At 40.9% G+C, this 24,297-nt stretch carries 20 protein-coding genes, 1 tRNA gene and 2 pseudogenes; 22 read left to right on the forward strand and 1 reads right to left on the reverse strand.

The features are described 5' to 3' along the window. Nucleotides 1-125: pseudogene (locus D8847_RS09005) on the reverse strand (ISL3 family transposase); the annotation flags it as partial. A 244-nt stretch (nt 126-369) separates the two neighbouring features. On the opposite strand from D8847_RS09005, the gene D8847_RS09010 reads away from it, so the two are divergent. The 22 genes and pseudogenes from D8847_RS09010 to D8847_RS09115 form a co-directional block, all read left to right on the forward strand. Further along, nucleotides 370-993: a hypothetical protein gene (locus tag D8847_RS09010; protein ID WP_125841314.1), complete on the forward strand. Its 624-nt coding sequence runs from the start codon at nt 370-372 to the stop codon at nt 991-993. Between the two features lie 82 nt (nt 994-1,075). Continuing rightward, entirely contained in the window at nt 1,076-1,924 is an 849-nt protein-coding gene (gene dprA, locus D8847_RS09015; RefSeq protein ID WP_125841315.1) for a DNA-processing protein DprA, read from the forward strand. Between the two features lie 117 nt (nt 1,925-2,041). Next, nucleotides 2,042-4,129 carry a type I DNA topoisomerase gene (topA, locus tag D8847_RS09020; RefSeq protein WP_125841316.1) on the forward strand — a complete coding sequence of 696 codons (2,088 nt, stop codon included), beginning with the start codon at nt 2,042-2,044 and terminating at the stop codon, nt 4,127-4,129. 106 nt (nt 4,130-4,235) lie between these two features. Beyond that, nucleotides 4,236-4,595 (forward strand): YbaN family protein, encoded by a 360-nt coding sequence (locus tag D8847_RS09025; RefSeq protein WP_125841317.1) that lies wholly within the window; start codon nt 4,236-4,238, stop codon nt 4,593-4,595. A 92-nt stretch (nt 4,596-4,687) separates the two neighbouring features. Beyond that, a complete protein-coding gene (locus D8847_RS09030; protein WP_125841318.1) occupies nt 4,688-5,320 on the forward strand; it encodes a copper homeostasis protein CutC in 633 nt (210 codons plus the stop codon). 43 nt (nt 5,321-5,363) lie between these two features. After that, entirely contained in the window at nt 5,364-6,020 is a 657-nt protein-coding gene (locus D8847_RS09035; RefSeq protein ID WP_125841319.1) for an MmcQ/YjbR family DNA-binding protein, read from the forward strand. Between the two features lie 313 nt (nt 6,021-6,333). After that, nucleotides 6,334-7,896, forward strand: coding sequence for a 2-isopropylmalate synthase (locus D8847_RS09040; RefSeq protein WP_125841320.1), 1,563 nt, complete (start codon nt 6,334-6,336; stop codon nt 7,894-7,896). An 11-nt stretch (nt 7,897-7,907) separates the two neighbouring features. Continuing rightward, on the forward strand, nt 7,908-8,945 hold the full coding sequence (gene leuB, locus D8847_RS09045; RefSeq protein ID WP_125841321.1) for a 3-isopropylmalate dehydrogenase: 1,038 nt from the start codon (nt 7,908-7,910) through the stop codon (nt 8,943-8,945). Next, on the forward strand, nt 8,942-9,211 hold the full coding sequence (locus D8847_RS09050) for a DUF1294 domain-containing protein (RefSeq protein WP_125841322.1): 270 nt from the start codon (nt 8,942-8,944) through the stop codon (nt 9,209-9,211). The genes leuB and D8847_RS09050 overlap by 4 nt, the downstream gene beginning before the upstream one ends. A 3-nt stretch (nt 9,212-9,214) precedes the next feature. Then, entirely contained in the window at nt 9,215-10,597 is a 1,383-nt protein-coding gene (gene leuC, locus D8847_RS09055) for a 3-isopropylmalate dehydratase large subunit (protein WP_042767801.1), read from the forward strand. Between the two features lie 9 nt (nt 10,598-10,606). Further along, nucleotides 10,607-11,200 carry a 3-isopropylmalate dehydratase small subunit gene (leuD, locus tag D8847_RS09060; RefSeq protein WP_000410641.1) on the forward strand — a complete coding sequence of 198 codons (594 nt, stop codon included), beginning with the start codon at nt 10,607-10,609 and terminating at the stop codon, nt 11,198-11,200. Between the two features lie 26 nt (nt 11,201-11,226). Continuing rightward, on the forward strand, nt 11,227-12,006 hold the full coding sequence (locus D8847_RS09065; RefSeq protein ID WP_125841323.1) for an L-threonylcarbamoyladenylate synthase: 780 nt from the start codon (nt 11,227-11,229) through the stop codon (nt 12,004-12,006). A gap of 165 nt (nt 12,007-12,171) precedes the next feature. Further along, a complete protein-coding gene (locus D8847_RS09070; protein WP_125841324.1) occupies nt 12,172-13,800 on the forward strand; it encodes an AAA family ATPase in 1,629 nt (542 codons plus the stop codon). Next, nucleotides 13,787-15,091 (forward strand): McrC family protein, encoded by a 1,305-nt coding sequence (locus D8847_RS09075; protein WP_125841325.1) that lies wholly within the window; start codon nt 13,787-13,789, stop codon nt 15,089-15,091. Before D8847_RS09070 ends, D8847_RS09075 begins: the two co-directional genes overlap by 14 nt. A gap of 174 nt (nt 15,092-15,265) precedes the next feature. After that, a complete protein-coding gene (locus D8847_RS09080) occupies nt 15,266-16,252 on the forward strand; it encodes a GMP reductase (RefSeq protein ID WP_125841326.1) in 987 nt (328 codons plus the stop codon). A gap of 67 nt (nt 16,253-16,319) precedes the next feature. Next, a tRNA-Arg gene (locus D8847_RS09085) sits at nt 16,320-16,391 on the forward strand. A gap of 182 nt (nt 16,392-16,573) precedes the next feature. Continuing rightward, on the forward strand, nt 16,574-17,272 hold the full coding sequence (rnc, locus tag D8847_RS09090; RefSeq protein ID WP_125841327.1) for a ribonuclease III: 699 nt from the start codon (nt 16,574-16,576) through the stop codon (nt 17,270-17,272). Next, on the forward strand, nt 17,263-20,802 hold the full coding sequence (smc, locus tag D8847_RS09095) for a chromosome segregation protein SMC (protein WP_125841328.1): 3,540 nt from the start codon (nt 17,263-17,265) through the stop codon (nt 20,800-20,802). Before rnc ends, smc begins: the two co-directional genes overlap by 10 nt. 143 nt (nt 20,803-20,945) lie before the next feature. After that, entirely contained in the window at nt 20,946-21,872 is a 927-nt protein-coding gene (locus D8847_RS09100) for a bifunctional riboflavin kinase/FAD synthetase (RefSeq protein ID WP_125841329.1), read from the forward strand. A gap of 147 nt (nt 21,873-22,019) precedes the next feature. Next, nucleotides 22,020-23,513: a type I restriction-modification system subunit M gene (locus D8847_RS09105; RefSeq protein ID WP_084859845.1), complete on the forward strand. Its 1,494-nt coding sequence runs from the start codon at nt 22,020-22,022 to the stop codon at nt 23,511-23,513. Between the two features lie 12 nt (nt 23,514-23,525). Next, nucleotides 23,526-24,053: pseudogene (locus tag D8847_RS09110) on the forward strand (restriction endonuclease subunit S); the annotation flags it as partial. An 11-nt stretch (nt 24,054-24,064) separates the two neighbouring features. Further along, the coding region (locus D8847_RS09115) for a restriction endonuclease subunit S (protein WP_185757950.1) at nt 24,065-24,297 on the forward strand (233 nt) is incomplete at its 3' end.

Consider the following 24,297-nt stretch of genomic DNA (forward strand, 5'->3'; position numbering starts at 1 on the left):
TTAGGAGCAGGATAATCTAGCTTAGCGATGATTTCTTTATGTGTTCCAGCATCCAGATAATCCAAGATTATGATGTTCTTGTCTTTAATTCCGAGTAAGTTTGTGATAAAATTTAATTGTTCCATAAGATTCTTTCTAATGATGGTTTGGTCACTTTTCATTATAGGTCTTATGGGACTTTTTTTCTACAGCAAAATAGGCTCCATAAGACCTATGGTGGTTTTACCCACTACAGAAATTATAGAGCCGATTTTTCAAGAGTTTTTGCTTTAAATGTGAGCAATAAAATCGGAAACTAACAGAATAGATTAGGTCAGAATTTGACAGAAGTTCTTATTTTTCTTATAATGCAGATGGAGAGGTGGTAGGATGAAAAAATTATTGATTTTAGGTACTGTAGTTATTGTTAGTGCTTTTTTAGCTTCATGCTCCAATAAGTCGCAAACAGCAACCGAAGAAAGTTCGACTGCGGTTGTTAGTTCTTCTAGCAGTCAGGAAACAAGTAGCTCTAGTTCTGCTGTTTCTGAAGCGAAAAAGGAAGAGACGCAAATCATCGGCTCGAATGAGTATGGCTTTGTCAAGGTACCCAAATCATGGGTTCGATTCCATGAAGTAGAAGGTGGAAATGATATACAGTATTGCGATGGAACAGATATCAACATTGTTACGCTGAATACCTTCAAGGCTGATCAGTTCAATATCAGCGAAGAAGAATATGCTAAACTGGATGTTGTGACTGTCTCATCCAGTATTTTAACTTCTAAAGAACAAAGCTCTGATTTCAGTAAGGTTTGGGGCTCCAAATCGACCATTGGAGGTTATGAAGCCTATGTTGTCAATGCAATTGCTAAGTCAGGGAAATACCTCATTACCTGGGTTTTCCGATCAAATGATGGTAAAATCCGCTATGTTTCACTTGAAGGGGATGGGGAAACTTTAAAAACAATCTTACCGATGGTTGAAAGTAGCTGGTCAACTACTAAAACTGAATAAATGAAAAAAAGAAGATCCTTGGTCTTCTTTTTATTTTTTTTTACGAATAGATAGATGAGTAGAAAAAGAAATGGAGTTGTATATGAAGATCACAAACTATGAGATTTACAAATTGAGAAAAGCCGGGCTGACCAATCAACAAATTTTAACAGTTCTTGAATACGATGAGACTGTAGATCAGGAGCTCTTGCTAGGTGATATTGCAGAAATATCGGGGTGTCGTAATCCTGCTGTCTTTATGGAACGCTATTTCCAGATAGATGATGCACAGTTGGAGAAGGAGTTTCAGAAATTTCCATCCTTTTCTATTCTTGATGACTGTTATCCTTGGGATCTGAGTGAGATTTATGATGCTCCAGCGCTCTTGTTTTATAAAGGAAATCTGGACTTGTTAAAGTTTCCGAAAGTTGCTGTTGTAGGGAGCCGTTCATGTTCTAGTCAGGGAGCAAAGTCGGTTCAGAGAGTTATCCAAGGTTTGGGAAATGAGTTGATCGTGGTCAGTGGCTTGGCTAAAGGAATTGATACAGCCGCCCATATGGCTGCACTCCAGAATGGAGGAAGAACAATTGCTGTCATTGGAACAGGATTGGATGTTTTCTACCCTCGTGTCAATAAACGTTTGCAGGAACACATTGGCAATCACCATTTGGTACTTAGCGAATACGGACCAGGTGAAGAACCCTTGAAATTTCACTTTCCAGCTCGTAATCGAATCATAGCAGGACTATGTCGAGGAGTTATTGTAGCAGAGGCAAGGATGCGTTCAGGTAGTCTCATCACCTGTGAGCGAGCTATGGAGGAAGGGCGTGATGTTTTTGCCATTCCAGGAAACATTTTAGATGGCCATTCAGATGGCTGTCACCACCTAATCCAAGAGGGAGCAAAACTGATTGCCAGCGGGCAAGATGTGCTGGCTGAGTTTGAATTTTAAGGAGAAATTTGTTCACTCAGATAAACTTTTCTTCTATATATAGGAGCTAAGTCTTGACAGTTATGGCAAAATGGTTTACACTTTATAAAGTTTATTACTTTGAAAAGGTGTGATAGTGTGGCTACGGCAACAAAGAAGAAAAAATCAACAGTTAAAAAAAATCTAGTCATCGTGGAGTCGCCTGCTAAAGCGAAAACGATTGAGAAATATCTAGGCAGAAATTACAAGGTTTTAGCCAGTGTCGGGCATATCCGTGATTTGAAGAAATCCAGTATGTCAGTCGACATTGAAAATAACTATGAACCGCAGTATATCAATATCCGAGGCAAAGGCCCTCTCATCAATGATCTGAAAAAAGAAGCCAAAAAGGCCAATAAAGTCTTTCTGGCGAGTGACCCGGACCGTGAAGGAGAAGCGATTTCCTGGCATTTGGCTCACATTCTCAACTTGGATGAAAATGATGCCAACCGTGTGGTCTTTAATGAAATCACTAAGGACGCGGTAAAAAATGCTTTTAAAGAACCTCGCAAGATTGACATGGACTTGGTCGACGCCCAACAAGCTCGTCGAGTCTTAGACCGCTTGGTAGGGTATTCGATTTCGCCTATTTTGTGGAAAAAGGTCAAGAAGGGCTTATCAGCAGGACGCGTGCAGTCGGTTGCCCTTAAGCTTATCATTGACCGTGAAAATGAAATCAATGCCTTCCAACCGGAAGAATACTGGACAATTGATGGTGTCTTTAAGAAGGGTACCAAGCAATTTCAGGCTTCTTTCTATGGTATGAATGGCAAAAAGATGAAATTGACCACCAACGAAGAAGTCAAAGAAGTCTTGTCTCATTTGACTAGTAAAGATTTCACAGTAGACCAGGTAGATAAGAAAGAACGCAAACGCAATGCGCCCCTACCTTATACGACTTCAACCATGCAGATGGATGCTGCTAACAAAATCAATTTCCGTACTCGAAAGACTATGATGGTAGCCCAACAGCTCTATGAAGGGATCAATATCGGATCAGGCGTGCAAGGTTTGATTACCTATATGCGTACAGACTCGACTCGTATCAGTCCTGTGGCTCAGAACGAAGCGGCAAGCTACATTAACGACCGTTTTGGTAGCAAGTATACCAAGCATGGTAGCAGGGTCAAGAATGCCTCAGGTGCTCAAGATGCTCACGAAGCCATTCGTCCATCTAGTGTCTTTAACACACCTGAAAGCATCGCTAAGTACTTGGACAAAGACCAGCTCAAGCTCTATACCCTTATCTGGAACCGTTTTGTGGCCAGCCAGATGACAGGCGCTATCTTTGATACCATGGCTGTTAAGCTCTCTCAAAATGGGGTTCAGTTTGCGGCAAATGGTAGCCAAGTTAAGTTTGATGGTTATCTTGCTATTTACAATGACTCTGACAAGAACAAGATGTTGCCAGATATGGCAGTAGGAGATGTGGTCAAGCAGGTCAATAGCAAGCCAGAACAACATTTCACCCAACCGCCAGCTCGCTATTCAGAAGCGACTCTTATCAAGACCTTGGAAGAANATGGAGTTGGACGCCCGTCAACCTATGCTCCGACCATTGAAACCATCCAAAAACGTTACTATGTTCGTTTGGCAGCTAAACGTTTTGAACCGACAGAACTAGGAGAAATTGTTAACAAACTCATCGTTGAATACTTCCCAGATATCGTAAACGTGACCTTTACAGCTGAGATGGAAGGAAAATTGGATGATGTCGAGGTTGGAAAAGAGCAGTGGCAACGTGTTATTGATGAATTTTATAAACCATTCTCCAAAGAAGTAGCCAAGGCTGAATCCGAAATGGAAAAAATCCAGATCAAGGATGAGCCTGCTGGATTTGACTGTGAAGTTTGTGGTAGTCCGATGGTGATTAAGCTCGGTCGTTTTGGTAAATTCTATGCTTGTAGTAATTTCCCGGACTGTCGTCACACACAAGCGATTGTCAAAGAGATTGGAGTCGAGTGTCCGAGCTGTCATCAAGGACAAATCATCGAACGCAAAACCAAGCGCAATCGTGTCTTCTATGGTTGCAATCGCTATCCAGAATGTGAGTTTACTTCCTGGGACAAACCAATTGGCCGTGACTGTCCAAAATGCGGACACTTCCTTGTGGAGAAAAAAGTCCGTGGTGGTGGCAAGCAGGTTGTATGTAGTAATGGCGACTACGAAGAAGAGAAAATTAAATAAAATGCAGAGCCCTGAAAATGAATTTCAGGCTCTTTTTTGTTGATGCTTGACAAATTTCCCCCTTGTATGCGAAACTAGAGGAAGAGTAATTTATCTAGGAGAAATCATGCGTATCATTTATCTCAGTATTGGCTTTATTTCACTGGCTTTAGCTGTTATTGGAGTTGTCTTACCACTTTTACCAACAACCCCCTTTCTTTTGTTAGCTGTCGCTTGTTTTTCTAAATCTTCTAAGCGTTTTGAAGACTGGCTTTATCATACAAAGCTTTATCAGACTTATGTAGCTGACTTTCGGGAAACCAAGTCAATCGCGCGAGAACGAAAGAAAAAAATCATCGTATCTATCTATATCTTGATGGGGATTTCTATTTATTTTGCCCCTCTTTTACCAGTCAAAATTGGTCTGGGAGCCTTGACTGTCTTTATCACCTACTATCTCTTTAAAGTCATTCCTGACAAAGAATAGTTAAAATAGTAGTTATTTGCCTTGATAAAAATGAAAGCCTATTTAAAATAATATGATATAATAAATTTAAAGAAAACATCAAGGAGAATCAAATGATTTACGAATTTTGTGCTGAAAATGTGACCTTGCTTGAAAAAGCGATGCAGGCTGGAGCTCGTCGAATCGAACTTTGTGACAATCTAGCAGTAGGAGGAACAACACCTAGCTATGGAGTGACCAAGGCAGCGGTTGAACTGGCAGCTAACTACGACACCACCATCATGACTATGATTCGTCCCCGCGGTGGCGACTTTGTCTATACTGATATGGAAATAGCGATTATGCTAGAAGATATTCGTTTGACTGCACAGGCTGGAAGTCAAGGAGTCGTTTTTGGAGCATTAACTGCTGATAAGAAGTTGGATAAGGCTAATCTTGAGAAGCTGATTGCTGCATCTAAAGGAATGGAAATTGTCTTTCACATGGCCTTTGATGAATTGAGTGATGAAGACCAGTTGGAAGCCATTGACTGGCTCAGCCAAGCTGGTGTCACTCGTATCTTAACTCGTGCTGGTGTGTCTGGAGACTCGCTAGAAGAACGTTTTGCCCATTATCACAGAATTTTGGAACATGCTAAAGGTAAAATTGAAATTTTACCAGGTGGAGGGATTGACCTTGACAACCGTCAAGCCTTTATCGACCAGCTGGGTGTGACACAATTGCATGGAACCAAGGTTGTCTTTTAAAAAATAGAAAGGAACTGCTAGCTTTTGGTAGCAGTTTTCACTTATGTTTGAAATTTTTAAATCCTATCAGTTTAATAAAGAAAAAGCCCATGCCTATGGTTTTGTAGAAAATGAGGAAGTCTGGACTTATAGTTGCCAGATTTTGCAGGGTGACTTTTACATGACAGTCTCTATCACACCTGATAATGTGAGCTTTCAGGTCTTTGATCAGGAAACGGGTGACCTCTATCCTCAAGTACATATGGGAAGTATGCGGGGAAGTTTTGTCGGAAGTGTCCGTGAGGCTTGTTTGGAGATTCTTTACCAGATTCGGAAGGCTTGCTTTGATGTACAGGATTTTATCTGCCCTCAGACTAAGCGTATCATGGCTCAAGTTCAGAAAAAATATGGTAATCAATTGGAGTATCTTTGGGAGAAATCGCCTGATACAGCAGTGTTAAGACATGAAGGCAATCAAAAGTGGTATGCTGTTTTGATGAGAATCCCATGGGATAAGCTGGAAAAGGGGAGAGAAGGGCTAGTCGAAGCAGTCAATCTCAAACACGACCAAGTAGCTGATTTGCTTTCAAAAAAAGGCATTTATCCGGCCTTTCATATGAACAAACGCTACTGGCTTAGTCTGGCGCTTGATGATAGTTTGCAAGATGAAGAAGTGATAGAACTCATCGAAAAAAGTTGGAACTTGACTGTGAAAAAATAAGGAAATTCGCTTGAGTTTTCAAATACTTTCAATTAGCAAAATATTCTTTACTGAAGAAATTTTCAGAAAATAATGGATTTTTTCTTGACAAGTGCTTTTGCCTATGCTAGAATACTAAACAAGATATCAAACGAAGGAGAAAGTCAAACATGAAAACAGCTAAGTTTAATCAATTTGCTTTGTTGTTGAGGTACTCGGGCTAGTGCAAAAGCATTAGTCCTGTTTGGCTTACCAAGCGGGAGTAAATCAACATCTCGCTTGGGCTTCTGAGCGAGATGTTTTTTAAAACCACATTTGGAAAAGGGGAAATCTTATGCGAACAGTTGAATTTCTAGATACCAGCCTTCGAGATGGAGAGCAGACACCTGGCGTTAACTTTTCAATCAAGGAAAAAATTGCCATTGCAAGGCAGTTGGAAAAATGGGGCATTTCAGCCATTGAAGCTGGTTTTCCAGCTGCTAGTCCAGACTCATTTAAGGCAGTTCAGGAGATTGCTAAAGTCTTGAAGAAAACGGCGGTAACTGGTCTAGCACGTTCAGTCAAGTCTGATATTGATGCTTGTTACGAGGCGCTAAAGGATGCCAAGTATCCACAGGTTCATGTCTTTATCGCGACCAGTCCGATTCACCGCAAGTATAAGCTCAATAAGAGCAAGGAAGAGATTTTAGAAGCTATTAAGGAGCATGTTTCCTATGCACGTTCTAAGTTTGAAATCGTCGAATTCTCTCCTGAAGATGCGACTAGAACAGAGTTGGATTTCCTCTTGCAAGTCGTTCAAACAGCGGTCGATGCAGGGGCGTCTTATATCAATATCCCTGACACAGTAGGATTTACCACGCCAGAGGAGTACGGCGCTATTTTCAAACATTTGATTGAGAATATCAAGACCGATCGTCAGATTATCTATTCGCCTCACTGTCATGATGACCTCGGAATGGCAGTAGCTAATAGCCTTGCTGCTGTCAAGAACGGTGCAGGACGTGTCGAAGGGACTATCAATGGTATTGGGGAGCGAGCTGGTAATGCAGCCCTTGAAGAAATAGCAGTGGCTCTCAATATTCGCCAAGATTACTACCAAGTCGAGACAAGCATTATTCTAAACGAGACAATCAATACGTCAGAAATGATTTCTCGCTTCTCTGGTATTCCAGTTCCTAAAAACAAGGCTGTGGTTGGTGGTAATGCCTTTTCTCACGAGTCTGGTATTCACCAAGATGGAGTCCTTAAAAATCCTCTCACTTATGAAATCATTACACCTGAATTGGTTGGTGTTAAGAGCAATAGTCTTCCGCTTGGAAAATTGTCAGGTCGCCATGCCTTTGTTGAAAAACTAAGAGAACTGGCTCTAGACTTTACAGAAGAGGATATCAAACCACTCTTCGCTAAGTTCAAGGCACTAGCGGACAAGAAACAAGAAATCACAGATGCAGATATTCGAGCTCTGGTAGCTGGAACCATGATTGAAAATCCAGAAGGCTTCCACTTTGATGATTTGCAACTTCAAACCCATGCAGATAATGAAATTGAAGCGCTCGTTAGCCTAGCAAATATGGATGGTGAGAAAGTCGAATTCAATGCGACAGGGCAAGGTTCCGTTGAAGCGATCTTTAACGCTATCGATAAGTTCTTTAACCAATCTGTCCGATTGGTGTCCTATACCATAGATGCGGTAACAGATGGAATTGATGCTCAAGCTCGTGTCTTGGTCACTGTTGAAAACAGAGATACAGAGACTATCTTTAACGCAGCAGGTCTTGATTTCGATGTACTGAAAGCTTCGGCTATTGCCTACATCAATGCTAATACCTTTGTTCAAAAAGAGAATGCAGGTGAGATGGGGCGCAGCGTTTCCTACCGAGACATGCCTAGTGTGTAAAGGAGAAGTCTATGACAAAAAAAATAGTTGCTTTAGCAGGGGATGGAATCGGTCCAGAAATTATGGAAGCTGGTTTAACGGTTCTGGAAGCTCTAGCTTCAAAAACAGGCTTTGACTATGAGATAGACAGACGCCCCTTTGGAGGTGCAGGTATTGATGCTGTGGGGCATCCCTTACCTGATGAAACCCTCCAGGCAAGTAGAGAAGCAGATGCGATTCTCCTAGCAGCTATCGGTAGTCCTCAGTATGATGGGGCAGCGATTCGGCCTGAACAAGGCTTGCTGTCTCTTCGGAAGGAACTCAATCTCTATGCCAATATTCGGCCTGTGAAAATCTTTGATAGTCTCAAGCATTTATCACCACTTAAACCAGAACGAATTGCTGGTGTAGACTTTGTCGTGGTGCGTGAGTTGACAGGTGGGATTTACTTTGGAGATCATATCCTTGACGAGCGCAAAGCACGTGATATCAACGACTATAGCTATGAGGAAGTAGAGCGGATTATTCGCAAAGCCTTTGAAATCGCAAGAAGTCGGAGAAAAATCGTTACTAGTATCGATAAACAAAACGTTCTAGCGACATCAAAACTTTGGCGGAGAGTAGCTGAGGAGGTTGCGCAGGATTTCCCAGATGTGACCTTGGAACACCAGTTGGTGGACTCAGCTGCTATGCTTATGATTACCAATCCTGCCAAGTTTGATGTTATCGTGACGGAGAATCTTTTCGGAGATATCTTATCTGATGAATCAAGCGTTCTATCAGGCACACTTGGCGTCATGCCATCAGCTAGTCATTCTGAAAATGGACCAAGTCTCTATGAGCCCATTCACGGTTCAGCTCCTGATATTGCAGGTCAAGGAATTGCCAATCCTATTTCCATGATTTTGTCAGTTGCCATGATGTTGAGAGATAGTTTTGGTTGTTATGAGGATGCAGAGCGTATCGAGCGTGCTGTTGAAGCTAGTTTAGCGGCTGGCATTTTAACAAGAGATATTGGAGGACAGGCTTCGACCAAGGAAATGACAGAAGCCATCATTGAAAGATTATGAAGATAAATGAAGGAATCACGCTTGCCCTCTTGATTTGGAATTTGCTGGTTTTCTTGATTTATGGCATTGACAAATCCAAGGCAAGAAGAGGTGCTTGGCGCGTGCCAGAGAAAATCTTACTCATTTTAGCCCTTACTTGTGGTGGTTTTGGTGCCTGGTTGGCAGGAATCACCTTTCACCACAAGACTAGAAAATGGTATTTTAAAACGGTTTGGTTTCTCGGGATGGTAACTACACTAGTAGCCTTATATTTTATTTGGAGGTAATGGATGGCAGGAAAATCGATTTTTGATAAATTATGGGACCGTCATGTCATCACAGGAGAAGAGGGGCAACCCCAACTCATGTATGTGGACCAGCACTATATTCATGAAGTGACTAGTCCCCAAGCTTTTCAAGGCTTACGAGATGCAGGTCGCAGATTGAGGCGGCCAGACTTGACATTTGGAACTTTTGATCACAATGTTCCAACTGTCAATATCTACGATATTAGAGATGTGATTTCTAAGGCTCAAATTGATAAGCTTGCTGAAAATGTTGAGGAGTTTGGGATTGAACATGCTGCCCACGGTTCTGAAAAGCAGGGGATCGTTCACATGGTAGGTCCAGAAACAGGACGGACCCAACCAGGAAAATTCATCGTCTGTGGAGATAGTCATACAGCTACTCACGGAGCTTTCGGAGCTATCGCTTTTGGAATTGGGACCAGTGAAGTTGAGCATGTCTTTGCTACCCAGACCCTCTGGCAGGTCAAACCCAAGAAAATGTTGGTGGAGTTCACTGGTGTTCCTCAAAAAGGAGTTTATTCCAAGGATTACATCCTCGCCTTGATTGCCAAGTACGGCGTTGCCTGTGGTGTAGGTTACGTTGTGGAATATCGTGGACAAGCGATTGATGCTCTGACCATGGAAGAGAGAATGACCATCTGCAATATGTCCATCGAGTTTGGCTCCAAGATGGGAATTATGAATCCGGATCAGACTACCTATGACTATCTCAAGGGACGGGAATGCGTTCCCGAAGCTTTTGAGGAGGCTGTGGCGGATTGGAAAACCCTAGTCAGCGATGAGGATGCTGTTTATGATAAAGTTATCCGGATGGATGTCTCAGACTTGGCTCCTATGGTGACCTGGGGGACCAATCCTGCTATGGGCGTTGACTTTGACAGTAGCTTCCCAGAAATTAAGGATATGAACGATGAACGTGCTTATCATTACATGAACTTGGAGCCTGGTCAAAAGCCAGCGGACATTGAACTAGGCTATATCTTTATCGGGTCTTGTACCAATGCTCGTCTCAGCGATTTGCAACTGGCTGCGCGATTTGTCAAAGGGAAGAAGATTGCTCCCAATCTAACAGCAATCGTAGTACCAGGTTCTCGTCCTGTCAAACGAGCTGCGGAGAAGTTGGGCTTGGATAAGGTATTCTTAGATGCTGGCTTTGAATGGAGAGACCCAGGTTGTTCTATGTGCCTAGGGATGAATCCCGACAAGGTCCCTGATGGCGTCCACTGTGCCTCAACCAGTAACCGCAACTTTGAAGACAGACAAGGATTTGGTGCTAAAACCCATCTCTGCAGTCCAGCTATGGCAGCGGCGGCAGCTATTGCAGGGCGTTTCGTAGATGTTCGGCAAATGCCAGAGGCCCAGTAAGGAGAGGATATGGAGAAATTTACAGTTTATACGGGAACGACCGTTCCTCTCATGAATGATAATATCGACACCGATCAAATACTCCCCAAGCAGTTTCTCAAGTTGATTGATAAAAAAGGCTTTGGTAAGTACCTCATGTATGCTTGGCGTTATCTGGACGATAACTACACTGAGGATCCAGATTTTGTCTTTAACCGACCTGAATATCGCAAAGCCAGTATCCTCATCTCAGGGGATAACTTTGGCGCAGGGTCTTCGAGGGAACACGCAGCATGGGCTCTAGCTGACTATGGTTTTAAGGTCGTGATTGCAGGATCTTTCGGTGATATTCATTACAATAATGAACTCAATAATGGCATGTTGCCTATTGTTCAGCCTAGGGAGGTTAGAGAAAAGCTAGCCCAACTTAAACCGACCGACCAGGTAACTGTAGACTTGGAACAACAAAAAATCATCTCACCAGTTGGAGAATTCACTTTCGAAATTGATAGCGAGTGGAAACACAAGCTTTTAAATGGTTTGGATGATATCGGTATTACTTTGCAGTATGAAGATTTGATTGCTGCCTATGAAAAACAACGACCAGCCTACTGGCAGGAATAGAAAAATAGAAAAGGAAATATAGAACTATGACAAAACACATTCAATGGAACGGAACACTTTCACAAGAAGGCTATGACATTTTAAAAGGTGAGGGCGGTTGTATCGTTTGCCCTACAAAAGTTGGTTACATCATTATGACCAGTGACAAGGCAGGACTTGAGCGTAAGTTCGCAGCCAAAGAGCGTAACCGTAACAAACCAGGTGTTGTCCTCTGCGGTAGCATGGACGAGCTACGAGCTTTAGCACAACTCAACCCAGAAATTGAAGCCTTCTACCAAAAACATTGGGACGAAGACATCCTCCTCGGTTGTATCCTTCCTTGGAAACCAGAAGCTTTTGAAAAACTCAAAGCTTATGGGGATGGTCGTGAAGAACTCATGACAGACGTTCGTGGTACTAGCTGTTTTGTCATCAAGTTTGGTAAAGCTGGTGAACAGTTGGCTGCTAAACTGTGGGAAGAAGGAAAAATGGTCTATGCCTCATCAGCTAACCCATCTGGTAAAGGAAACCGTGGTAAGGTAGAAGGTATCGGGGAACGTATCGAAGGAGCAGTGGACCTTGTCATCGAAGCAGACGACTATGTGGCTTCCATCCAACCGGACAAAACAGTTGAAACACGCTACGAGCAAGGTGTTATGGTGTCTATGGTTGATAAAGATGGTAAGCTCATCCCAGAACAAGGAGGAGACCGTTCAATCTCACCAGCTCCAGTTGTTATCCGCAAAGGGCTTGACATTGATAAAATCATGATGCACCTGTCAGATACCTTTAACTCATGGGACTATCGTCAAGGCGAGTATTACTAAGATAAAAAAAGAAGTCTAGTGTTAAGAGACATTGAAGCTCCTAACACTGGGCTTTTTCTTTAGAATTTCTTTTCTTTTTTATATAGATATGATATTCTATATGTGAAATAGGGTTTTGAAATATTAAATACTAACTAGCCTATAATATGAAAATGGAGCTACAAAATGGAAGAAAAATTAAATTATTGGATGATAGTTGCAGGAGGAGGTGGAAAAGTTTGGTCTTTATTTAAAGAAGAGAATATAGCTTGTATAGATTTTGATTCTAATTTATCTAATATTTTAGATTACAATAATCCTGAAGAATTGAATCAAGGAAAGCAGAGAAATTTATTTATTTGGAAGTTTGCACATGACATAAAAATAAATGATTATATAATAGCTACCTCAGGATTTAACAAAATTTTAGGTATTGGACAATGTGTGAAAACATATTACTTTGATGAAACAAAAACAGAGTTTAAACATTGTATTGGTGTTAATTGGTTGAAAGTAGATGGTGGATGGGAATACCAAGGTAAAAAAGGTACAAGACAAACCATCAACTGGGATAGAAATTCAGAACGTATCAATTTATATAAATCTATTCTAAATGGTACATACAGAAAAAATATAGAGAAAGTTGTTATGAATAAAAATATTGACGATTATTTAGATAAATTAAAAAAATCCAAAAACCTCATCCTCCGTGGTGCTCCTGACACAGGAAAAACTTATCTTGCTAAAGAAATTGCTATGGAGTTAACGGGTGGCAACGAAGACCAAATTGAATTTGTACAGTTTCACCCTTCCTATGATTATACGGATTTTGTAGAGGGGTTGAGACCAATCCTGGTAAATGATGGACAGATTAACTTTGGCTTGCAGGACGGCATTTTTAAGAAGTTTTGTCAGAAGGCTAAAGAAGCTCAAAAAACTGGAGGCCAAGATAATTTTGAGGAAGCGTGGGGTAAGCTAACGGATGCTATCAATGAAAAGCAAGGACAATACTTCTTGCCTCGTAGTTCTGTTCCAGCCAGTTTAAATAGTCTAGGGAATGTGAAGTTTGATTCTCCTGTTGCTACCAAAGAAAAGGTGTATCTTTTGTACAAGGGTGAGGAAACTAAGTTAAAGTACGAAACTTATCAAAAAATCGTTTTAGATCACATGAAAGAAAGTTATGGATTATGTGATTATGTATCTCCAACGATTGACACAGACAAGAAATTCGTTTTCATCATCGATGAAATTAACCGTGGGGAGATTTCTAAGATTTTTGGCGAGCTCTTTTTCTCTATCGATCCTGGATATCGTGGTGAAAGGGGGAGTGTTTCTACCCAGTATGCTAATTTACATGAGACGGATGACAAGTTTTATATTCCTGAGAATGTCTACATCATCGGAACAATGAATGATATTGACCGTTCAGTAGATACCTTTGATTTTGCTATGCGTCGTCGTTTCCGTTTTGTTGAAGTTACTGCTGAAAGCCAAGTTGCTATGCTGGATAAAGAACTAGATATCCATGCAGAAGAAGCAAAACTTCGTCTAAGAAATTTGAATGTTGCTATCGAAAACGTTCAGGAATTAAACAGTCATTATCATATCGGACCAAGTTATTTCCTTAAGTTGAAGGATGTAGAGTTTAACTATGAATTACTCTGGTCTGATTACCTCAAACCACTTTTGGAAGATTACTTACGAGGCTCTTATGAGGAGGCTGAAACTCTGGATACATTGAAAAAAGCATTTGATCTGACAAATAACGAGCGAACAGATTGGCAAGATACTGGTGATGATAATGCGGATCACTGATAATCAGTATAGAATCGCTAAAGAGGACTTTGTCGCAGAATATCCCAATCTAAGTCAAGCACTTCTTGATAGAACACTAGATAACCTTTCTCGAGAGGACAGTATCTTTATTTTCCCGAATGATTTGATAAATTCTCCTGATTTAGACAAGGACCAAAAGATTTTGGAAACAGTTAATCAGGAAATCAAGACAGGAAACGTGATTGGTTTTCTGGGATATGGTCAGGAAAGATTAACGATTTCCTCTCGTTTTTCTGATGAAAGTAACGACCATTTTTTGCATTATCTTTTACAAAAGGTTCTCAATATCAATCTGACTAGTTTGGATGTTGGTCTATCTCCAGAGGATAAACTCTATCAGCTTTTGATTTACCTCTTTCCCAAATATCTGCAAGCTGCTCTCCGAAAAGGTCTTTATAAGGAATACCAGCGATTTTTCCATAACGATAGTCATGTAAAGGGTGTACTAGATGTTGGAAATCATCTGAAAAAAAATCTCCCTTTTATGGGAAATATTGCCTATACTACTAGGGAATTTACCTATGATAATCCACTCATGCAGTTGATTCGACATACGATTGAGTACATAAAGAATCAGAAAAGTTTCGGAGTTCTGCTCGATAGTAATCGTGAAAATATGACAGAAATTACTCGTGTAACTCCAGCTTATAAACTAGCTAATCGTGCCAAGATTATCAGAATGAATAAAATCAAACCCATCCGACACGCCTATTTCAGAGAGTATAGAAAATTACAGGAACTCTGCTTGATGATTCTGAGTAGAGAAAAGCATGGTCTTGGACCTCAAGCCCAGATGGTACATGGTATTCTCTTTGATGTTGCCTGGATTTGGGAAGAGTATGTTCATACCTTGTTGCCAAAAGGTTTCATCCATCCACGAAATAAAGATAAGACGAACGGAATTTCAGTATTTTCTGTTGGGAAACGAAAAGTATATCCAGATTTTTATGACAGAGAACGAAATACTGTTTTAGATGCTAAATATAAGAAACTGGAGTTCACTGAAAGAGGGATTAACCGCGAGGACTTGTTCCAGCTGATTTCCTATTCTTATATTTTAAAAGCTGAGAAAGCCGGACTGATTTTCCCTAGTGTGGAGCGGTCAGTAAATAGTGAAATAGGAAAACTAGCTGGCTATGGAGCTCAATTGAAGAAGTGGTCTATCCAAATCCCTCAGAATGCCTCATCCTATAGTGCATTTTGTAAAATGATGGAAAATTCAGAAGAAAATTTTAAAGCGATTATTGATGAAGAAGCGGGGAGAATCTAATCTCTCCTCTTTCTCTTACCATTTATATAAGTAATTTCCGAACGATATCATTTGATTACTGAAAATATTTGACAAAAACTGTACCTTTGTTTATAATTAATTAAGGAAACGTCGGAAAAGACGTAGGGATGCGCAAGCATAGGTAGGTCATTATAAAAGAAACGAGACATCGATATGTTAAATGAATTTCCAATTTTTGATTACGAAGATATTCAGTTGATTCCTAATAAATGTGTCATTAAAAGCCGTGCAGAAGCAGACACGAGTGTCACACTTGGAAATCACACTTTCAAACTACCTGTTGTACCTGCAAATATGCAGACGATTTTGGATGAGAATGTAGCAGAGCAACTGGCTAAAGATGGCTACTTCTACATTATGCATCGTTTTGATGAGGCTAGGCGCATTCCTTTTATCAAACGCATGCACGATCAAGGGCTCATTGCTTCCATTTCTGTCGGTGTCAAGGACTACGAGTATGATTTTGTTAGCCGACTCAAGGCTGATGCTCCTGAGTATATCACGATTGACATTGCCCATGGTCATGCGGATAGCGTGATTTCTATGATTCAACACATCAAGAAAGAATTACCAGACACTTTTGTCATTGCTGGTAACGTAGGAACACCAGAAGCTGTGCGTGAATTGGAAAATGCTGGAGCGGATGCTACTAAGGTTGGAATCGGTCCTGGTAAGGTTTGTATTACCAAGGTAAAGACTGGTTTTGGTACAGGTGGCTGGCAATTGGCTGCCCTACGTTGGTGTGCTAAAGCAGCTCGCAAACCGATTATCGCTGATGGAGGGATTCGTACTCATGGTGATATAGCCAAGTCTATCCGTTTCGGTGCCAGCATGGTCATGATCGGTTCCCTATTTGCAGGACATATCGAAAGCCCAGGAAAGACAATCGAAGTTGATGGGGAACAGTTCAAAGAATACTATGGTTCAGCTTCTCAATACCAAAAGGGAGCATATAAAAATGTGGAAGGCAAACGCATCTTACTGCATGCTAAAGGACATTTGCAAGACACCCTTACTGAGATGGAACAGGACTTGCAAAGTGCTATCTCTTATGCAGGTGGACGCAAAGTTGCCGACCTCAAACACGTTGATTATGTTATCGTGAAAAACTCTATCTGGAACGGGGATGCATCCCACTAATGGACGCTTAGTCTACCCATAAAAAACTTGTTATTAGAGCAAATTTCTGTTATAATAAGACAAGTTTCCACCCTTAGTGTAATGGATATCACGTAAGATTCCGGTTCTTGAGATGGGGGTTCGATTCCCTCAGGGTGGATGTAAATAGCCTAAGAAAGCCTTAAATAAGGCTTTTTCTTTATCTCGCCCCAAGTTTGCCCCTAAAAATGAAAAGTTTGTTCTAAAAAATGCTCAAATCCCCTCTAGTCCCGTTTTGAAGTGACTCAGGGGGCTTTTTTTGATATAATAAAAGAGACTATTATCAGTTAGAAAGAGGTTGGTATGAAAGAATTACAAACTGTACTAAAGAAGCGTTTTGCAATCGAATTTGCAGACAAAAACTTACTGGAAACGGCCTTTACTCATACGAGTTATGCCAATGAGCACCGCCTCTTAAAAATTTCACACAATGAGCGCTTGGAATTTTTAGGAGACGCTGTTCTGCAATTATTGATTTCAGAATATCTGTATAAAAAATATCCCAAGAAACCAGAGGGAGATTTGTCTAAACTCCGTGCTATGATTGTCCGTGAGGAGAGTTTGGCTGGTTTTGCGCGTGATTGCCAGTTTGATCAGTTTATCAAGCTAGGAAAAGGAGAAGAAAAGTCTGGTGGGCGCAATCGTGACACCATTCTTGGAGATGCCTTTGAAGCCTTTCTGGGTGCTTTGCTTTTGGACAAGGATGTTGTTAGAGTAAAAGAGTTTATCTATCAAGTCATGATCCCCAAGGTTGAAGCAGGTGACTTTGAAATGATTAAGGATTATAAGACACACCTGCAAGAGCTGCTTCAGGTAAATGGAGATGTGGATATTCGCTACCAGGTGACCTCTGAAACGGGACCTGCCCATGATAAGGTTTTTGATGTAGAAGTTCTGGTCGAGGGCAAGAGTATAGGAAAAGGCCAAGGCCGTTCTAAAAAATTGGCAGAGCAAGAGGCCGCAAAAAATGCCGTTGAGAAAGGGCTTGATTCATGTATTTAAAGGAAATTGAGATCCAGGGATTCAAGTCCTTTGCTGACAAGACCAGGGTTGTCTTTGACCAAGGTGTGACAGCTGTCGTTGGGCCCAATGGTTCTGGGAAGTCAAATATCACAGAAAGTCTACGATGGGCCTTGGGGGAGTCCAGTATCAAGAGCCTTCGTGGTGGTAAGATGCCTGACGTTATCTTTGCTGGAACAGAAAGTCGCAAACCACTCAATTATGCCTCTGTTATCGTGACCTTGGACAATGAAGATGGCTTCATCAAGGATGCTGGGCAAGTCATTAAGGTAGAGCGTCATATTTACCGTAGTGGAGATAGCGAGTATCGAATTGATGGCAAGAAGGTGCGCTTGCGTGATATTCATGACCTCTTCTTGGATACTGGTTTGGGACGGGATTCCTTCTCCATCATTTCCCAAGGGAAGGTTGAGGAGATTTTTAATTCTAAGCCAGAGGAACGCCGAGCTATTTTTGAAGAAGCTGCTGGAGTTTTAAAATACAAGACTCGTCGAAAAGAAACAGAAAGCAAACTGCAACAAACTCAAGACAATCTCGACCGCTTAGAGGACATTATCTACGAGTTGGACAATCAAATCAAGCCCCTTGCAAAACAAGCTGAGAATGCGCGCAAGTTTCTCGACTTGGATGGTCAACGTAAGGCGATTTACTTGGATGTACTGGTTGCCCAAATCAAGGAAAACAAGACTGAACTAGAGTTGACGGAAGAAGAACTGACGCAAGTTCAGGAACTTTTGACTAGCTATTACCAAAAGCGTGAAGAGTTAGAAGAGGAAAATCAAAGCCTTAAAAAGAAACGTCAGGATCTCCAGGCTGAAATGGCCAAGGATCAAGGAAGCTTGATGGATTTGACTAGTTTGATTAGTGACTTAGAGCGAAAACTAGCCCTATCGAAACTGGAATCCGAGCAAGTTGCCCTTAATCAACAAGAAGCGCAAGCCCGTTTGGCGACTTTGGAAGATAAGAGAAAGGTTTTAAGTAATGAAAAGGCTGAAAAAGAAGCGAACTTGGAACAGTTAGAGAAAAGTCTAGCTGAAAACAACAAGGAACTCAATCGCCTAGAAGCAGAGTTGTTGGCTTTTTCAGATGATCCTGACCAGATGATTGAGCTCCTGCGTGAACGTTTTGTGGCGCTTTTACAAGAAGAAGCGGATGTCTCAAACCAACTGACTCGCATCGAGAATGAACTGGAGAACAGCCGTCAACTATCTCAAAAACAAGCAGATCAACTTGAGAAATTGAAAGAACAGCTGGCTACAGCTAAAGAGAAGGCCAGTCAACAACAGGCTGAGCTTGAAACTGCCAAGGAGCAGGTTCAGAAATTATTGGCAGACTACCAAGCTGGTGCCAAGGAACAAGAGGAGCAGAAAGTTTCTTACCAAGCCCAGCAGAGCCAACTCTTTGACCGTCTGGATAGTCTCAAAAACAAGCAGGCTCGAGCCCAGAGTTTGGAAAATATCCTAAGAAATCATAGTAATTTTTATGCGGGTGTTAAGAGTGTTCTCCAAGAAAAAGACCGTCTTGGTGGGATCATTGGTGCAGTCAGTGAACACTTGACCTTTGATGTGCATTATCAAATTGCTTTGGAGATTGCACTTGGAGCTAGCAGTCAACATATCATCGTAGAAGATGAAAACGCAGCAACCAAGGCGATTGATTTCCTCAAACGTAACAGAGCTGGTCGTGCGACCTTCCTTCCTTTGACAACGATCAAAGCGCGTACGATTTCTAGTCAGAATCAAGATGCTATCGCAGCAAGTCCAGGATTTCTGGGTATGGCAGATGAGTTGGTGTCGTTTGATAAGAGACTAGAAGCCATTTTCAAGAACTTGCTAGCAACGACAGCAATTTTTGATACTGTGGAACATGCGCGTGCCGCAGCTCGTCAAGTTCGCTATCAGGTTCGTATGGTGACACTGGATGGGACAGAGTTGCGTACAGGTGGTTCCTATGCTGGTGGTGCTAATCGTCAAAATAACAGTATTTTCATCAAGCCAGAACTGGAGCAATTACAAAAAGAAATTGCTGAAGAAGAATCCAATCTGCGGTCAGAAGAAGCGAGTTTGAAGTCCTTGCAAGATGAGATGGCGGTATTGGCAGAAAGATTAGAAGCCATCAAATCTCAGGGTGAGCAAGCTCGTATTCAGGAGCAAGGTTTGTATCTTGCTTATCAACAAACCAATCAGCAGGTCGAAGAACTGGAAACGCTTTGGAAACTTCAAGAAGAGGAATTAAATCGCCTTACTGAAGGAGATTGGCAAGCGGACAAGGAAAAATGCCAAGAGCGCCTTGCCACCATTGCCAGTGAAAAACAAAATCTGGAAGCTGAGATTGAAGAGATTAAGTCTAACAAAAACGCTATTCAAGAACGTTATCAAAACTTGCAGGAACAGACTTCTCAAGCGCGCTTGCTTAAGTCCGAACTGCAAGGACAGAAGCGGTACGAAGTTACTGATATTGAACGCTTAGGTAAGGAACTGGATAATCTGGATGTCGAGCAAGAGGAAATTCAGCGTCTTCTCCAAGAAAAAGTTGATAATCTTGAGAAAGTGGATACGGATTTACTAAGCCAGCAGGTGGAAGAGGCCAAAACTCAGAAAACCAATCTTCAACAAGGTCTGATTCGCAAGCAGTTTGAATTGGATGATATCGAGGGTCAACTGGATGATATTGCCAGCCATTTGGATCAGGCTCGCCAGCAGAATGAAGAGTGGATTCGTAAACAAACACGTGCTGAAGCCAAGAAGGAAAAGGTCAGCGAACGCTTGCGCCATCTACAAGGTCAGTTGACAGACCAGTACCAGATTAGCTACAATGAGGCTCTAGAAAAGGCTCATGAACTGGAAAATCTCAATCTGGCGGAGCAAGAGGTTAAAGATCTTGAGAAGGCTATTCGCTCACTGGGTCCAGTCAATTTGGATGCTATTAAGCAATATGAAGAAGTCCATAACCGCTTGGAATTTCTAAATAGTCAGAGAGATGATATTCTTTCTGCGAAAAACCTTCTTCTTGACACCATCACAGAGATGAATGATGAGGTTAAGGAACGCTTCAAATCAACCTTTGAAGCTATTCGTGAGTCCTTTAAAGTGACCTTTAGACAGATGTTTGGCGGAGGTCAAGCAGACTTGATATTGACTGAGGGCGATCTTTTAACAGCTGGTGTGGAGATTTCTGTTCAACCTCCAGGTAAGAAAATCCAATCTCTCAACCTCATGAGTGGTGGGGAGAAAGCACTATCAGCTCTGGCTTTGCTCTTCTCCATTATCCGAGTTAAGACCATTCCTTTCGTCATCTTGGACGAGGTAGAGGCGGCGCTGGACGAAGCCAATGTCAAACGTTTTGGGGATTACCTCAACCGCTTTGACAAGGATAGTCAGTTTATCGTCGTAACCCACCGTAAGGGGACGATGGCGGCAGCGGACTCTATCTATGGAGTTACCATGCAAGAATCAGGTGTGTCTAAGATTGTTTCGGTTAAGTTAAAAGATTTGGAAGAAACAATAGACTAGTTACTAAACGATAGCATCTCTTAGGAGGTGCTATTTTTTAAAACTAAAGTGCTAAATTTTCACTTAAGGTCAGTTCAGGCACAGAAAACGACATTTGGGATTTCCTCTTAGCGAAAAGACTTGCTCTATGATATAATAGTTTTATGATTACAACAGTACCTATTAAGAACGAAAAAGACATTGCAGTACCGGGGAAAACAGTCCTTGTATTAGGTTATTTTGATGGCATCCACAAGGGGCATCAGAAACTTTTTGAAGTGGCCAGCAAGGCTTCTATGAAGGATTATCTGCCAGTTGTCGTGATGACCTTTACAGAATCGCCAAAACTTGCCTTGCAACCTTACCAACCTGAACTTATGCTCCATATCGTCAATCACGAGGAACGGGAGCACAAGATGAAATGGCATGGGGTAGAGGCTCTTTTCTTACTTGACTTTAGTAGCAAATTTGCTAGTTTAACGGGTCAAGAATTCTTTAATACCTATGTTCGAGCTTTAAAACCAGCTATTATTGTAGCAGGATTTGACTATACTTTTGGCTCTGATAAGAAAACTGCGGATGACCTGAAGGATTATTTTGATGGAGAAATCATCATTGTTCCTCCGGTCGAAGACGAAAAGGGCAAGATTAGTTCTACACGGATTCGTCAGGCAATTCTTGATGGAGATGTCAGGGAAGTCAATCAACTGCTCGGCACACCGCTCCCATCTCGTGGGATGGTCGTTCATGGAAATGCTCGTGGGCGTACGATCGGTTATCCAACAGCAAATCTGGTCCTAAGAGACCGAACTTACATGCCAGCGGACGGTGTTTACGTAGTCGATGTGGAAGTGCAGCGTCAGAGATATCGTGGAATGGCAAGTGTTGGAAAAAATGTTACCTTTGATGGAGAAGAACCACGTTTTGAAGTCAATATTTTTGACTTTTCAGATGATATTTACGGTGAGACAGTCATGGTCTACTGGCTGGACCGTGTCCGTGATATGGTCAAATTTAACTCCATCGAAGAGCTCGTAGACCAACTCCAGAAAGACGAAGAGATTGCTCGAAACTGGAAGGATGGAGAGTAGAAAAGTTTAAAAAAGTGAACCATATTTTGTGTTTGCTTTTTTATTTTTGAAAGAAATTTTTATAGCGAGAAACATAATTGAAGCTTAATTGAAAATCTGTTAAAATAGTGATATTCATAACTTTAAAACCAAAGAAAAGAGACTAGTATGATTACAGGCGAATTAAAAAATAAAATTGATCAGCTGTGGGAAATGCTGTGGACTGAAGGAAATGCAAATCCTCTAACAAATATTGAACAATTGACTTATCTTCTATTTATGAAGGATTTGGATAGTGTCGAGCTTGGACGCGAAAGCGATGCTGAGTTTCTAGGAATTTCTTATGAGGGAATTTTTCCAAAAGACAAACCTGAATACCGTTGGTCGACTTTTAAAAATATGGGAGATGCTCAGGAAGTCTATCGTTTAATGACACAGGAGATTTTTCCATTTATGAAGAATCTTAAGGGTGATACTGATGATACAGCTTTTTCACGTTATATGCGTGAAGCTATCTTTCAAATAAATAAACCTGCTACGCTCCAAAAGGTGATTTCTATATTAGATGAATTTCCAACTAGAGACTCAGGTATAGACTTTGATAGTGACACACAGGGGATTAATGATATTGGCGACATCTATGAATATCTGCTATCAAAATTGTCAACCGCAGGTAAAAATGGACAATTTCGTACACCTCGTCACATCATCGATATGATGGTTGAGTTGATGCAACCAACTATCAAGGATATTATCTCAGATCCTGCTATGGGGTCTGCGGGTTTCTTAGTATCTGCTAGCCGTTACTTAAAGCGTAAAAAAGATGAATGGGAAACCAATCCAGATAATATCAACCATTTTCATAACATTATGTTTCATGGGAATGATACGGATACAACTATGCTTAGACTTGGTGCAATGAACATGATGCTGCATGGAGTGGAAAATCCACAAATTAGTTATCTTGACTCACTATCTCAAGATAATGAAGAAGCAGATAAATACACTTTAGTGTTAGCAAATCCTCCATTTAAGGGATCGCTTGACTACGATTCAACTTCAAATGATCTCCTTGCAACTGTAAAAACCAAAAAAACAGAATTACTTTTCCTTGCTCTTTTCTTGCGTACATTGAAACCAGGGGGACGTGCAGCAGTTATTGTACCTGACGGTGTCCTCTTTGGTTCTTCTAAAGCCCATAAAGGAATTCGTCAGGAAATTGTAGAGAATCATAAATTGGATGCTGTAATATCAATGCCAAGTGGCGTTTTCAAACCTTATGCTGGAGTTTCAACTGCCATTCTCATCTTTACAAAAACTGGAAATGGTGGAACGGATAAGGTCTGGTTTTACGATATGAAAGCAGATGGTTTAAGTTTGGATGATAAACGACAACCGATCAGTGATAATGATATTCCAGATATTATTCAACGTTTCCATCAACTTGACAACGAAGCAGAACGTAAGAGAACGGATCAGTCTTTCTTTGTTCCAGTCGATGAGATAAAGGATAATGATTATGATTTATCGATCAATAAATACAAAGAAATTGAGTATGAAAAAGTTGAGTATGAACCAACAGAAGTCATCTTAAAGAAAATTAATGATCTAGAAAAAGAAATTCAAGCTGGCTTGGCAGAGTTAGAAGAATTACTCAAGTAGGGAGATGGATGTATGAAAAAAGTGAAGTTGGGGGAAGTTTGTGATATTTTATCTGGTTATGCTTTTAAATCATCACAATTTAACGATAAAAAAATTGGTCTCCCCTTAATACGAATTCGAGATGTAGAAAGAGGTTTTTCTGATACCTACTTTGAAGGAACCTATCCCGAAGAATATCTTATTAAAAATGGAGATTTATTGATTACAATGGATGGCAGTTTTATATTGAAAAAATGGGAGGGGGATTTAGCGCTACTTAATCAACGTGTCTGTAAAATTAAAATTACGGATAAAAGTGTAGATGAAGGTTACATATCTTGGTTGATTCCTAAATTCTTGAAAGAAATTGAAGATAAGACGCCTTTTGTTACAGTCAAACATCTTTCAGTAGCTAAAATTAAAGATATCTCATTTGTATTACCTAATAAACTAGAACAAAAGCTAATTTCAAAAAAACTAAATACAATAAGTCAAATTTATGATTTTCGTAAAATTCAGTCAGAAAAATTTAACTTGCTCGTCAAATCCCGATATTTCGAGGAGGTGGTTGCATGAAGAAAGTGAAGTTAGGGGAAATTTGTGAGATACAAGCAGGAGGAACTCCTTCAAGAAATAAAAAAGAATTTTGGGTTCAAGGTAATATTCCCTGGGTAAAAATAAAAGATATAAATTCAAAACACATTTCTAAAGTTGAAGAACATATTACAGAATTAGGGTTGCAGTTTTCCTCCGCAAAATTATTTTCAAGAGGTACGATACTGTATACTATTTTTGCTACTATTGG

It is taken from the genome of Streptococcus mitis, from assembly GCF_003942795.1.
Lineage (GTDB): Bacteria > Bacillota > Bacilli > Lactobacillales > Streptococcaceae > Streptococcus > Streptococcus mitis_BJ.